The organism is Mesorhizobium sp. M0991, assembly GCF_040318915.1.
In the GTDB taxonomy this organism is placed as follows: Bacteria; Pseudomonadota; Alphaproteobacteria; order Rhizobiales; family Rhizobiaceae; genus Mesorhizobium.
In genome coordinates, this window is the sequence record NZ_JAMYNE010000034.1 from 38,982 (window position 1) to 52,504 (window position 13,523).

Here is a 13,523-nt window from a genome sequence, read left to right on the forward strand (position 1 = left end):
GCTCGATCGCCTATGGCGCGGTCTCGACACGAAAGCTAGAGCAGCTTTACGACCGGCGCGCCCAGGGCAAGATCAACCCGCCGCGAACCTCAAACGAGCAGCCGCCAGTCCCGCGAAAGGGACTGCCGATGATCCGCCAATCGCAGCGCGGACTGTAAGCCGGGGCTCTTGATCCGGCGAGATAATCGCATTCCACGCCGCCGGTCCAAGAATCGGAAGCCGACCTGCCTTCATGGAAGGCTTAGCTTGGCAGTGCGGCCACCGTCCACGACAAAGATCTGGCCGGTGACGAATGCAGCCTCGTCGGAAGCAACCCATGCGACCATAGCCGCGACTTCCTCAACACGGCCGGTTCGACCCAACGGATGAATGCTACCCAGCCTCCCTCGCGCCTGCTCCGGCAAAGCGGCGACGAAATTGACGTTGAGATCCGTATCGATCCACCCAGGAGCCACGCCATTGCAACGCACCCCGTCTTGCCCGCCGTCGACCGCCACGGCACGCGTCAGGCCATGCAGCCCTGCCTTCGAGGCACAGTAGGCCGCGTGCCCTGGGTTGGACGCCAATCCCTCTATCGAGCCGATATTGACGATGGCGCCGCGGCTTCTGCGAAGATGAGGCATGGCCTGACGGATCAGCAGGAAAGGAGCATCAAGGTTGAGCGCCATTGTGCGTCGCCACTCGTCCAGCCCCGTCTCATCTACTTTGGCTTCAACCATGCGCCCAGCGTTGTTGACGAGGATATCGAGCCGGCCGGCCTGTTGAACGACATCGTCAATGATGATGGCCGGAATGTCGGGGTCGCAAAGGTCCGCGACTATCGATGCTATGTGGTCAGCCTCCTCAAGCTGAACAGCGAAGACCCTGGCTCCCTCGCCGGCAAGCCTGTCAGCGATTGCCGCCCCAATGCCGCTGCTGGCCCCGGTCACCAGGGCGACCTTCCCGGCAAAACGGGTCATTCGACAGCCTTTCCGCCGTTCACCTCGACAAGCGCGCCGCACATGTAACGCGCGGCTTCGGACGCCAATAGCAGGACACCATCAGCAATGTCTTCCGGCCGCACCGCGCGACCAAGCGGCACCGAGCGGTTCAGGTCGGCCATCGGGGTATTCGACTCCAGCCCGCACACTGCGAAGCCGATCTGCAGCATCGGCGTCTCGACTTTCGTTGCGGCAGGCCGAGTTGACCCGGACACCTTCTCCCGGGTGATCGCGGCCCATCCACTGGACCGGCGATCCGAGCGCTCCCTAGGGCGGTGAAGTCGCCGCCGCCATAAGCGACCGCAAGTGGATAATAGCACTTCTGCCTGCGAAAGCTCTGGCACCTTGTAGCGGACCGCCTGTAGCGTGCGGTATGCGATACGAAGGACAAATTTCTCAATCAGACCTGGCGGCTCGGTGGGCCCGATCTGATGGCCATGCGCAACATCGCAAGAGGCCGCCTGGGCTGCGCCACTCGATGTCCGAAGTGTCAATCTGAATCGTAATGCGAGCATCTGCGCTGAAGCCTCTTTTTCTGTTGGGTGCCGAGCCTCCGCCCAAGACACACGATGGGACCCGATTTCGCGATGGTCCGGCAGATGCACGATGCTGGTCTGTGAAACGCAAGACCTGGCGTGACACCAGAAGGGGCCAGGCTTGGCGGCCACGCACGGCCGCAACAATCCATCTCGTTCAAGAAGATCCTTGGCGGACTGGCCAACCGGTTGAACGCTCTCCCGCTGCTCCGCGTCGCACGCCTTAGTTTCGCCATTTGCCACCAAAGGCATCCTCTCGTCCATTAGGCGTCTTGTGCCAAGTGCTGGAAAATACGCGGGGCGCTTTCTGCCACACGCCCCCGGGAACTCCTGCTTGCTCGTTACAAGGCTCGCTACAAAGAAGGCTCAAAAGTCGTGCCAAATTGGCATAAGGAGCGCCGGAAAAAATGTTCTAAATGCTGTTCAAAGGCTTATGAGAATGCATCAGCAGCAAAGCCGAACACCACCGTGTCGCCGGCTCGACAAAACCGACAGTCCGTCTCGGCACCAGGGGTCATGCACCACGGCGTGGTCTAACTCCGGCGGTGACGAAGCCGCTGGAGAGAGCGCTCTCAATAGCCTGTAGCGTGCGAGCGGTGTTCGGGCGTCATTGTTCCCTCGGTGGTCGGATTGCTGAAGCCAAATTCAAAAAAGCGCAATTCAGGCCCGCGCTGATATCGCCCGCTCCTGCGTCGGTGGCCGTTACTCCTGAACGGCTTGTCGGCATTCCCTTCATCACGGTCCAAAATTGACTGAAAGTGGCGCCGATTGATCGGCTCGATTAGCTGCCCAAGAACGTTGAGTCTGAACCGCATGCCTCGTCTCCCCTCTGAGTCTTGAAAACTGAGCCACCGTAAAGGCCATGCGCCCGGCATTTCCATCCCCAGCCAGTTTCCTCGGACTGCCCTGCCGTATGCGGGAGAAGGGGTCGCCTACCGTTGTGGCGTGGGGCGACGTTAACGTGTAATTGTCCAAAGTGGACGGTATCCGAGATTCTATCAACTTGTCGATTTGCGACACAGCCTTGTTTAGCTATTTCTCATTTCGCTTCTTCGCCTGGTTCGGCCGATAGGCACGAGTTTTAAGTCCTCAGCCTCCGGGTTTATCGGGGGTCGATGGATCGTGGAGATGGACGAAAAAGCTCGGCAAAGCTGTGTCTGCCGCCATGTCCGAGGCGATGTGGACCTTAACGGACGGGCTACCCTCCGAATACTTCAGTGCAGGCTATGATATCGCGCTCTGCTGCGGTGTCTTCGCGCCCGGACATGTCGGACCACCAGGTGGGCTGCGCGTAAGTGCCTGTCCGCTCTCATCACGCTTTGGCCAAGTGAACGTAACTCGTCGCGAAACGCCCTAGTTTATATTCGCCGCACGTCACGGGCTTGTAGCGACGCGGGTTGCTGTTTGTGATGCATGAGCTCAATGGCTCTATGATGGTGTTGAAATCAGCATCGATAAAAAAGGGGATTGAATACCGCTCACGCCCCGAGGTGTTCACCACGCGGTGCAAGTTCGCCAAGTAGACATCGTTGGTGAGCCGCTGAATTAGGTCACCAATGTTGATTACGAATGTGCCGTGGATCGGAATGCCCTCTACCCAATCGCCATCTCGGTTCATCACTTGAAGACCACCCACGTCGTCCTGCGCGAGGATTGTCAGATTGCCGTAATCCGTGTGGGCGCCGATACCGATAACATCTTCGGTGACATAGCCACTCTGCGGCGGGTAATGAATTAGGCGCTGAATACTGATTGGATCCCGCATGAGGCTCTCGAAATATTTTTCCGGCAGGTCCAGACTGAGCGCGATGCCCTTCAAGAGTTTTGCGGCGAGGCCCTCCATCTTTTGATGGTAACCATAAGTGAGTTTCCGAAACTCGGGCAGGCTTGAGGGCCACTGGTTTGGGCCAAAAAACGGACCCTCCAATGTCGAACGTTCAGGTCCGAAGTCGAAGCACTCCTTCAGGTCTTTTGTCTTACCCGGATCTGTGTTCTCCCCGAAAGGCTCGATGTATCCGCGCAAGGCCACATCGGATTTGCTAATATGCAACGACATCTTCTGCGACCTTGGCAGATCAAAAAACCGGCGGCTTACCTCGAATACCGAGTCCACATAATCCAGCGGAATACCGTGGTTTTTCACATACATGAAACCAGCGTTGGACAGCGCCCAGCGTATCTCTTTGGCTACCCTCTGTTTGTTCGTACCATCGAGGAGCGGCGCTATATCAACCAAGGGTAGCTTGTCAAAGCTTTCACGTTTTGCGTGCAGCTTGTCGTCTAGGATGGCTACGAAATCTTTGGACATAGGTACACCTTTGTTTGACAAGGGGGTCGACGCATCGCTTCGGCCGAGTTGGTTGTTTGACCATCGCAACGCGAAGAACGTCGGGAAATCTCGATGGGTCGCGATGCAGTGCTAGAACCGATGCTCGTCGTAGGTCATCCGGAGGTGTTCGGGTCTTCGCATCGCGTTTCGTTGGTTGCCCGTTTCGCCACCGAGAGCCGACAGCCTAATGACAACCTCTGTTCCTCTGCTGCACTGACCTTCTCGGGCACCTGGAAGACCCAATAGTGCGCGTCCTCATCCGCGGTATATCTGCCTTCGTTTAGACACTGTGCCAGCACAAGGATGCGCTCATCCTGCAGACGCCGCACCTCTTCTTCAAAGCATGTGGCCTCCGCATAGCTCTTGCGCGTACTTGCGATGACGAATCCGTTCGGGCGCGTGACGCGAGCCAGCTCGCGCAGCCCATCTGGTCCGACATGACCGGGCGCGAAGACACCGCAGCAGACCGTGATATCATAGCTTGCACTGACGTATTCGGAGGGCAGCCCGTTTAGGTCGACATCAGCTCGGACATGGCGGTAGACGCGGGTTTGTCGAGCCTTTTCGGCCATCTCCTCAGAGAGATCGAACCCGTCGATCAACCGGAACCCGAGGCTTTCCATTTCCATCCCGACGAGGCCTGTTCCGCAGCCAGCGTCCAGGATTGCGATGGCTGCCCGCTCCCCGGCCAAATAGGCAGTCTGCATGGCTGCCGCCAGTTCTGCCACGACCATCGGCCCGTAGTATCCTTCGCGGCCGACATCCCCATCGTACGAAGTAGCCCATCCACGATAGAAGTGGACCAAGCGACCAGGGTCGCCGTCGAGGGTGTGGGAATCCTTGATGCGCTTGCGTGCGGCTTGCTCCAATGCCGTTTCCTGATCGTGGGTGTTCATGACAGTATCTCCGTCTACGGCAGATGGTCATCCGCGCCGTCGGTCGGCACCTGCTGCCGTCTCGAAAACCAGGGCATCAAAACTCGTGCCAATTGGCCGAACGAGGCGAAGAAAACAAGTTTTGGCGAGTGTTTCCCGCTATTTGGGCTGAGGCAAAATGAGAAATCGGCCAGATAACCCTGTATCGCAGGCGCGACAAAGCTGACAGAATGTCCGATGGCGTCACTTGTGACCGCTATTCGTTGACGTCGCCCTATAGCCATAACTGTTAAGCGTGATCGAGTAGGCCGAACAAGGCGTTGACTATTTGACCATCCACGCCAGCGAGCGACTGCACTACATTCCGCCGGCAGCTGGATCTGGGGTGCTGTCGCCCAGAACTAGTCCTTGACCTGGGCGTTGATGGGCGCCGCGGGGGCTCTATTGCTGGTTGCCGCAGTAGGGAGAGTTTTGCCGGTGAGTCCTTGGCAAGAATGGATCAAGAAAGTTCGGATTTTCCCGCACCGGAGTGGGCACTCGATCTGAAGCCGGGGAGTGGATCGTTGCCAGGGTCGGCTATTCCAGAACCGAAAAGAGTATCGACGCCCTTCTCGGCTGCATACGCGCGAAGCGCCACGCCGTTACCCGTGCCGGTGCACGAAACTGCTCGCTCCAGCGCAAACTCCAAACGCCTCCACTTTGGACAGCGACATTCGGCACGCCTACCTGGATAACTTTCTTCGTCTGAAATCATCGGCTCACGGCAGCGGACAAGGAAGTAGGCCAGCACCTTCTCGCCTGCATCAAGCAGAGCTTTCTCCACAGTACTTTCGATCGAACGAACGACCGAGGCGATCGTGTCCCAGGGAGTGGTGTAGCTGACGGCTTGGTCGCCGCGCTCTCCGGCATGGGGGCCGGGATGATCAGCGTGCCACCGCTGGCAGGCTGATGAGCGGATCATCGCTCATTTGGCTGATGGTTTCCAGATGGGGTGGATGCCAGCCTTCTCCGACGGCATCGCAATGTGCCAAGTTTGTGGTGCTTAACGCCACAAAATGGAAGGAGGCATCCGTGGGAAAAGTTACCATCATTGGGATCGATCTAGCAAAGAACGTCTTTCAGCTGCATGGAGCGGCGGCTGACGGAACTGTCCTATTTCGCAAGAAGCTGTCGCGCCTGCAGTTTTGCAGGTTTATGGAGGGTCAGCCGGCATGTGTCGTGGCGATGGAGGCGTGCGCCGGCTCCCATTATTGGGCTCGCGAAATGGTCCAGCTTGGCCATCAGCCGAAGCTGATTGCACCTCGGTATGTCAAGGCGTTCATCAAGCGGCAGAAAAACGACGCAGCGGATGCGGAGGCGATCGTCGAGGCAGCGCAACGGCCAACGATGCGCTTCGTCGAAATGAAAACCGAGGAGCAGCAGTCTCGGTCCATAATGTTTCGCACGCGAGAACAGCTGGTCAATCACCGCACTGAGTTGGTCAACGCATTGCGTGCGCACCTCTATGAATTCGGCCACATCGCGCCGCAGGGAATTCGTTATCTGAGCCGACTTGAACGTTTCGTTGAGGTCGAGAACGCCAATTTGCCTGATCTGGTCCGCGAGATCTGCCGCGATCTGCTGGACCAGATCTATCAGCTGACTGGCCGGATCGACGCACTGAAGAAGAAGATGGATGCCCTATCGAGGGAAGCTGAGGCATCTCGGCGCTTGCAAACCATGCCCGGCGTTGGCCCCATCGCCGCACTGGCGATCGAAACTTTCGCGCCGCCGATGGAGACGTTCAAATGCGGCCGTGACTTCGCCGCTTGGCTTGGGCTCGTCCCGTTGCAGAAGTCGACTGGCGGCAAGCAACGACTAGGAAAAACCTCGAAGATGGGCCAACGCGATATTCGACGGCTGCTCATCATCGGCGCCATGGCTGTGGTCCGATGGGCATCCCGGAAGGGCGCGCCCGAGAGCTCCTGGCTCGCCCGTATGATGGCGAAGAAGCCGCGCATGCTTGTGGCCATCGCGCTGGCCAACAAGATGGCGCGTGGCATCTGGGCCATGCTGACAAAGGAAGAGGATTACCGGAATCCGGCAACGGTGCCTGCATGAGCATTCAGCAGCACACCAAGCCGGTCCGTCGGGGAATGTGAGGAAGGCCTGAATTGTATGGGCAAATGATCGATCAGATCGGGGTCAGGAAAACCAGAATGACGCACCGAGCCTCACGCTCGCTTTCTAGATTTGGACCTGATCCGCGCATCACCATACCGGCCCGCGGCACGTCATGGCCGCAACTCAAGGCCTGACACAAGACCGCACTCGATCACGTGTTCAAAGGTTCAAAATCTTCCTTGCAAAACGGCTGGCATCCACACAAGCGTCATGTATCTGGCGCGCTGCACGGCCCATTCGTCGTTCTGTTCGAGCAAGATCGCGCCAACCAGGCGGACGATGGCGTCATCATTTGGGAAGATGCCGATGACCTCGGTGCGCCGCTTGATCTCGCCGTTGAGGCGCTCGACAGCGTGTTTGACGGGTGTGTCGCAACGCATTTCAAAAAGGGCTTCCTCCATTCTTGGAGGCGAGTCCTGCGGCCCACGCTTACCAACAGACGCCGTTCGCGTTCATAACGCCAATCGAAGGCCTTCTTGATCAAGACGGCTCGGTCGACATTCTGGCGCACTGCCTCGTCTCCCTGGAGCATGGCAGAAATGTCGCTGGTTGCTACGACCCTGCTCCCGCTGCTGTGCTTCGGCATGCAAAATTTATCGATTGACACCCGCCGCATTTGGATCTTGTGAAGGTCACCCGCGGCGTCGGCAGGAACCGATTATCCAACGTAGATGCCTCTGTGCTGATCTCTGTAACTCTCAGTCGGCACGTTCGCCCAACGAGACATTCCTTTGTCGTAGCGCTGCTCCCCTTCGACATATTGCCCCAGAAGGTATTGCAGCGGCTTCGCTACGTCGGACTCGAGGTTGTCGCGTGGTAGCGGATATCGGCCAAAAATCCTGGCAATGCGGTCCGGCTCTGCTTCGATATGTTAAAGCGTTCTCGGGGCCGTTGTACTTGAGCTCTTGGCCGCCGCGCTCCTTTCCGCCTTCACGCGTTTCTTCCACCAGCTGGGAAAGAATGCTCTCGAGCACCTCTGGCCCGACATCGACCTTCATCGACGGGTTAGTGTCGAGCGGGTCATTGAAAGTACTCGGATCGGCGAAGAAGAGCGTTCATCTTCGCAACAATCTGACAACGCGAGCTCAGATATCGGTGGAGCTCGCCTCTCGCGCGACCGGCAACGGCAGTTTTTTGGTGCGGCCGCCATCGATGACGTAGACGTGACCGGTAACAAAGGCACTTTCTTCCGAGGCGAGCCAGACAGCGAGATTACCGACGTCCCTCGGTTCGCCTAAGCGCCCGACCGGATGCATGGCCATCAGTTCCCTGCGGACACGAGCGCTGTCCGGCATGCTGTCGATATAGGGGTCGCTCAGGTCAGAATTGATCCAGCCCGGCGCAATGGCATTGCAGCGGATGCCCTCATGCCCATGATCCACGGCCAACGCCGCCGTGAAACCATGAATGCCGGCCTTCGAGGCGGAATAGGCAGGATGTCCAGGATTGGACGCTAGCCCTTCGATCGACCCGATGTTGACGATGCTTGCACCTGGCCGTTTCCGTAGATGCGGCATTGCCGCCTTCGTCAGCAGGAATGGGGCTTTAAGGTTGATATCCATCATCTGATCCCAGTCCGCCTCAGTCATCTCGTCGACCGTCTTCTCGAACATGATCCCGGCGTTGTTCACGAGGATGTCCAAGCCGCTGAGCCGCTCGGCAACCGTCTGGACGGCCGAGGCAATTTCCTGGGAGCCCGAAAGATCTGCCTTTACATAGATGATGTGCTCATTGAGCATGGTATTAGGCGGCGGGTTCCTTTGCACAATGGCAACTTTTGCCCCCTCCTCCGCAAAGCGCTGGGTGATGCCGGCGCCGATACCGCGCCCGCCGCCAGTGATGATTGCAACCTTGCCTGCCAATCTGTGAGCCATGGGTATCCTCAATAACGAGCCTAGCGAGGGTTCAGGTCTCGCCTCCGATGTAACAGGCGCTTTACATATCAGAACATAGCTGCGTCGGCGATCAGCCGACAGTTGGATGAGCCAGCCTTAGAGCGTCCACGGGACTCTATGCAACCTGCTCACCGCTCAATCTATTTTTCAGTCCGTCCTGCGATTGTTCGCTGAAGGGCCGACAGAAGCCAGTGACGCTGGTCCGAAAGAGTTAGATCGTGGGCCAATGCTAAAGCCCCTCTACCCGTCGGCAGCCACTTCGTGCCGTAAGTGCCAGTCAAAATCTTTAGCCATCTTGGCCGCAGTATTCGTGGCAGACGCAGCGAACCCCATATCCCGAATTTGTCATCAATACACCCTACGCGCAATACTCATCGAGGATACAACTCGGCGGCGTTAACGTTCCAGACATACTAGAACCCCAAAAAACCATTGGTTACTCGAGGAAGCAACTATATAAGACATGCATTTATTTACTCATTCATTGCTTGTTTACCAGGATGTATAGCCACCATCCACTGACAGCACGGTGCCGGTGCAATAGCTCGCCGCAGGACTGGCAAGAAACAGCACTGCGGAGGCGACTTCGTCCGGCTGGGCGAGTCGCCCCAGCGGGGTCTGCTCGAGCCATCGATCGAGCCACAAGGGGTTGTCAGCCTTCAGGGGCAGCGTCATTTCTGTGGCAACATAGCCGGGCGCAACGGCATTGACCCGCACTTCGTGCTTAGCCCACGCGCAGGCGAGTGACTTCGTCATCATATGGATGGCACCCTTACTGGTGATGTAGGCGGTGTTGTTCTGGGGCTGGGTGACCACTAGGCCGCACATGGATCCGATATTGACGATGTTGCCTGAGCGACGGGCGATCATGTGGCGGCCGAAAGCGCGCGCACACCAGAATGCAGCGTCCGAATTCACGCGCATCGTTGCCAGCCAATCCTCGTCTGAAGTGTCAAGCGCCTCGGCTATCCGGGCGATGCCAGCATTGTTGATGAGAATATCTATCGGCTCGTCGGCATTTAGGTCGTCGGCGAGCGCGGTCACCGCATCCGGCTTCGTCACGTCGACAGCACGGTAGCTTGCCAGCACACCGCGAGTTGCGAGATCGGCCATAGCAGTAATCGCACTATTCTCGTCCAATTCAGCGATGGTGACTGCCGCACCGGCCTGGCCGAGAGCGCGGGCGATTTCAAGCCCGATGCCGCGTCCCCCACCCGTTACGAGGGCACGTTTACCGGCGAGCCCGAATTTTTCCATGTAGTCCATACGGCATTGCTCCAAGTCCGCTGTTCTTGCATTGTGCCTAACCAAATTAGGGCTGTTCTCGAGCTGTCGTCAGTGTACCGCTGACGACAGATTGTATTTTGACCGGTTTGCGCTCCACTTTTTCGGCAATAACACCGATTGACTGGGCGACGTCATGCCCTCTAGCTAGCGAGCTTGCTAAAGGCTACCGACGCAGCCTTTGGTGTTGATCAGGTTTCCAGCCAGACGTCTTGCAGGTCCAATTGAAAGGTGGGATGAACATTATAGTTCTTCACCCTCTTGGCCATATGGCTATACACTTTTTGCCAAAAAGGCTGGATGATGACGCCGGAATCCTGAAGTATCTGCTCCAAATCCTTCATGACTTGACGCCGCTTGGCCACGTCATTGATCGAGAGCGCCTGTTTCAGCTTGGCATCGAAATCAGGGGCAGAGTAGCCTGTCTCATTCCAAGCCTCGCCGGTACGATAAGCCAAGGCAAGAACCTGAACACCAAGTGGCCGCATGTACCAGACCGTCAGTGAGTAGGGATACTTCGCCCAATCGTTCCAGTAAATCGAACTCGGAATCACTGTGCGCTTGACTTTGAAGCCGGCCTCCCGCAGCTGGGCCGCGATTGCATCGCTGGTGTTCTTCTCGAAGTCCCCGTCGATCGAAATCAGCTCATGCTCGAAGTCGGCATGCCCCGAGTCCGCCAAGAGCTTCTTCGCACCCTCGAGATCGCGCGTCTTGGTCGGCAATGCGAAATATTCAGGGTGGACGGGGCTAACGTGATGATTTTCGCCGGCCGTGCCGCGGCCGCTATAACCGAGTTGGAGCACGACATTGTTGTCGACCGCAATCTGCAGAGCGTTCCGCACCCTCTTGTCATCATAGGGTTTGTTCGTGACATTAGTACGGGCGACCGCCGTCGTCGCGGTGGAGACCTCTGACCTTACCAGATTCATGTTATCAAACAGGTCGACGAAGTCGGGCGGCGTTGAAAGGTTGGCGTCGATTTCGCCGGAGTCGAATGCATTCAGCGTCGCCGAAGAATCGGTGCCATAGTCAATGAACTCAACGCCATTCAGATGCGCCTCGCCGCCCCACCACTTCCCGTTTTCACGTCGCTTCACAACCGCTTTCACGCCAACTTGATATGATACCAGCTCGAACGCGCCGGTGCCGACGGGTTTGGCGACCGGATCGGCGCCACCGGCATCAAAATTGTGATGAACCACAAGCGCGGGATAGTCGGTGAAACTTGCGATGAGCGAAATGTCGGGACCGCTGAGCTTCAACCTGACCGTATGATCATCGGCTTTGGTGATCGCGCCCTCTCGTGCCTTCCCCGTCTTGGCGTCAATGAGTGCGCCGACCCGGCCGGCCATAGAATTGCCTTGCGCGCTTTTTTCGCACCAACGGGTCAGGTTGTAGACAACATCGTTGGCATTCAAGGCATCGCCGTTATTCCATGTGACGCCTTTGCGCACATGCAGCACATATTCGGTAGCATCATCATTTATTTCCCAGCTTTCGAGCAACGCCGGCTCGAACGTAAACTCGCGTGTATAGCGGACCAGCGGATCGAGCCAGCATCGAGAGATATTGGCAGCTTCCACTGTGTCATAAGTACGCGGGTCTTTCTGCGCATGTACAGGCATGGACACGCGCAGAGTTCCACCTTTTTTCGGCTCAGCGGCGCGTGCCGGTTGGGGCAATGCTACACCAATCAAGCCATAGGCCATCGCAGCCGAGGCGCCGAATGTGCTTGCGAGCGCGAGGAACTCGCGCCGATCCATCTTGCGTGCTTTGACGTCGCTCGCCATCTTTTCGATGGAAGCCGGAATGCGGTCTTCATTACTTTTGAAGTATCCCATTTTCTTCTCCCTTGTTTATGTTCCCAATTGATCTCATGGGCTCGTGGCCGGAGGCCTAGGTAATGCTTGGCGAGATTTCCTCCTGGCGTTTGGCGACGAATGCATCCAGTTCCTCGCGCACAGCGGAATCCATGGGCGGCTGCTCATAGCTCTCGATGATCGATTTCGCCTTCTCACGGCAGCGCTGCGCCATGTCCTTGGAGCCTTTGACCTTCCACTGCTCGTAGCTGAGGTAATCGAGGATCTCAGGTGCGATAAATGCGTCCTTGAAGCGCTTGAGCGTGAAGGAATCGCCTAGATAGTGGCCGCCAGGGCCGATGCGCCGCACAGCTTCGAGCGCGTCCTCGAAATATTCGAAGGATATGCCCCGCGCATATTTTTCGATGAGCAGGTTCTGTTCCGCATCGGCGACGAACTTCGCCATGCAGCAGACGAGACCGGCCTCGTCCCAGCCGCCGGCATGCATCATCAAATTGGCGCAGGCACTGGCGCCTGACATGTAGGCAACCGCCGATTCATAGCCGGACTGAGCATCGAAGGTCTTGGCGGAGGATTGAGACGCAGTGGTTCGCCACGGCACCCCGTAACGCCTCGCCAGTTGGCCGATGGCCGCGTTGATGAGCGTGACTTCGGGCATGCCGGACATCGGAGCGCCGCTGCGCATTGAGACCGATACCGAATACTGCCCGTAGATCATTTTGGCGCCGGGCCTGACCAGTTGGGTGTAGGCAAGCGCTGCGAGCGCCTCGGCGTTCAACTGGGCGATTGTGGCGGGGATATCGGCAGGAGTGTTGGCGGCACCAAGCACAAAAGGTGACAGCAGGACGACCTGGTTCGCCTCGACGAAAGCGCGAAGCCCTTCCAGCATGGTCGAATCCCAGACCAGCGGCGAGTTTCCCGACACATGACCGAGCATCACCGCGTTCTGATCCATAAATGCCTTGCCGTGGACGATCTGCCCCATAGCGATCGAGTCCTCGGCACGCTGCTGCCCGGTCGTCAGACCGAAGAAGGGCATATTGGTTTCCACAAGGCTCGAATGGTTGATGTGCAGATGGCGCCATGGAACAGCGATATCGGTGGGCTCGCAGGTGAACCCGCCGGCGATATGGAACCCGGGCAGCATTTGGGTCAGCCGGTTCATGTTTCGCAGGTCCGCGATCGTGGATGCACGTCGTACGCCCTGAAGATCCCGTATGTTTGGCGCGCCCTGCATGGCGCCGAAGGTCATTGTGTCTGGCGCGATTTCGAAAAGCTGCGATGGATCGCGCGATGTCATCTCGAAGTGGGATGGGGCCTTGGAGATGAGATGCATAACCATCTCGCCCTCAAGGCGCACTCGCTGACCCTGGACATCGGCGCCGGCCTCTTTCCATTGTCTGAGAGCCGGTTCGTCCCTGAATTCGATTCCGATCTCGTGCAGGATCGCCAGGGAAGCCTGGTGAATACGCTCAAGCTGCTCAGCAGTGACGACCTCGACAGGCCGGATGCCGTACTTGATGGTTGAGACGCGCGGCTTTCTTTCCGCCTCTCGAGCAGCTACGACCGACGCGCGTCCTCCGCGGCGCCGGATTGCGGGAGTATCAGCATCCATCATTGCGTCCCCTGCAGCCGAATAAT

General features: G+C 57.8%; 11 protein-coding genes and 1 pseudogene. 2 read left to right on the forward strand and 10 right to left on the reverse strand.

The window, feature by feature from the left end; all coding sequences use genetic code 11:
- Positions 1-230: 230 nt before the first annotated feature.
- From NKH70_RS30360 to NKH70_RS30380, 5 genes are all read right to left on the reverse strand, one after another.
- Entirely contained in the window at positions 231-959 is a 729-nt protein-coding gene (locus NKH70_RS30360; protein ID WP_353026961.1) for an SDR family NAD(P)-dependent oxidoreductase, read from the reverse strand.
- Positions 956-1,150 carry an SDR family oxidoreductase gene (locus NKH70_RS30365; protein ID WP_353026962.1) on the reverse strand — a complete coding sequence of 65 codons (195 nt, stop codon included), beginning with the start codon at positions 1,148-1,150 and terminating at the stop codon, positions 956-958. Before NKH70_RS30365 ends, NKH70_RS30360 begins: the two co-directional genes overlap by 4 nt.
- Before the next feature lie 938 nt (positions 1,151-2,088).
- Positions 2,089-2,331 carry a hypothetical protein gene (locus NKH70_RS30370; protein WP_353026963.1) on the reverse strand — a complete coding sequence of 81 codons (243 nt, stop codon included), beginning with the start codon at positions 2,329-2,331 and terminating at the stop codon, positions 2,089-2,091.
- Between the two features lie 497 nt (positions 2,332-2,828).
- Positions 2,829-3,824, reverse strand: coding sequence for an isopenicillin N synthase family dioxygenase (locus tag NKH70_RS30375; protein ID WP_353026965.1), 996 nt, complete (start codon positions 3,822-3,824; stop codon positions 2,829-2,831).
- Positions 3,825-3,958: 134 nt separating this feature from the next.
- A complete protein-coding gene (locus NKH70_RS30380; protein WP_353026967.1) occupies positions 3,959-4,741 on the reverse strand; it encodes a class I SAM-dependent DNA methyltransferase in 783 nt (260 codons plus the stop codon).
- A 508-nt stretch (positions 4,742-5,249) separates the two neighbouring features.
- Between NKH70_RS30380 and NKH70_RS30385 the strand changes: the two genes are divergently transcribed.
- Both NKH70_RS30385 and NKH70_RS30390 read left to right on the forward strand, forming a co-directional pair.
- Entirely contained in the window at positions 5,250-5,468 is a 219-nt protein-coding gene (locus NKH70_RS30385; RefSeq protein WP_353026969.1) for an MFS transporter, read from the forward strand.
- A gap of 323 nt (positions 5,469-5,791) precedes the next feature.
- On the forward strand, positions 5,792-6,820 hold the full coding sequence (locus NKH70_RS30390) for an IS110 family RNA-guided transposase (RefSeq protein WP_353026983.1): 1,029 nt from the start codon (positions 5,792-5,794) through the stop codon (positions 6,818-6,820).
- A gap of 230 nt (positions 6,821-7,050) precedes the next feature.
- Here the strand turns inward: NKH70_RS30390 and NKH70_RS30395 are convergent.
- The 5 genes and pseudogenes from NKH70_RS30395 to NKH70_RS30415 all read right to left on the reverse strand — a co-directional run.
- Positions 7,051-7,233: pseudogene (locus NKH70_RS30395) on the reverse strand (transposase); the annotation flags it as partial.
- A gap of 735 nt (positions 7,234-7,968) precedes the next feature.
- Positions 7,969-8,745, reverse strand: coding sequence for an SDR family NAD(P)-dependent oxidoreductase (locus tag NKH70_RS30400; RefSeq protein ID WP_353026971.1), 777 nt, complete (start codon positions 8,743-8,745; stop codon positions 7,969-7,971).
- 525 nt (positions 8,746-9,270) lie between these two features.
- Complete coding sequence (locus tag NKH70_RS30405) at positions 9,271-10,044, reverse strand: SDR family NAD(P)-dependent oxidoreductase (RefSeq protein WP_352814152.1); 774 nt, start codon at positions 10,042-10,044, stop codon at positions 9,271-9,273.
- A gap of 209 nt (positions 10,045-10,253) precedes the next feature.
- Positions 10,254-11,903 (reverse strand): ABC transporter substrate-binding protein, encoded by a 1,650-nt coding sequence (locus NKH70_RS30410; protein ID WP_353026973.1) that lies wholly within the window; start codon positions 11,901-11,903, stop codon positions 10,254-10,256.
- Positions 11,904-11,958: 55 nt separating this feature from the next.
- Entirely contained in the window at positions 11,959-13,500 is a 1,542-nt protein-coding gene (locus tag NKH70_RS30415) for a trimethylamine methyltransferase family protein (protein ID WP_353026985.1), read from the reverse strand.
- Positions 13,501-13,523 lie beyond the last annotated feature (23 nt).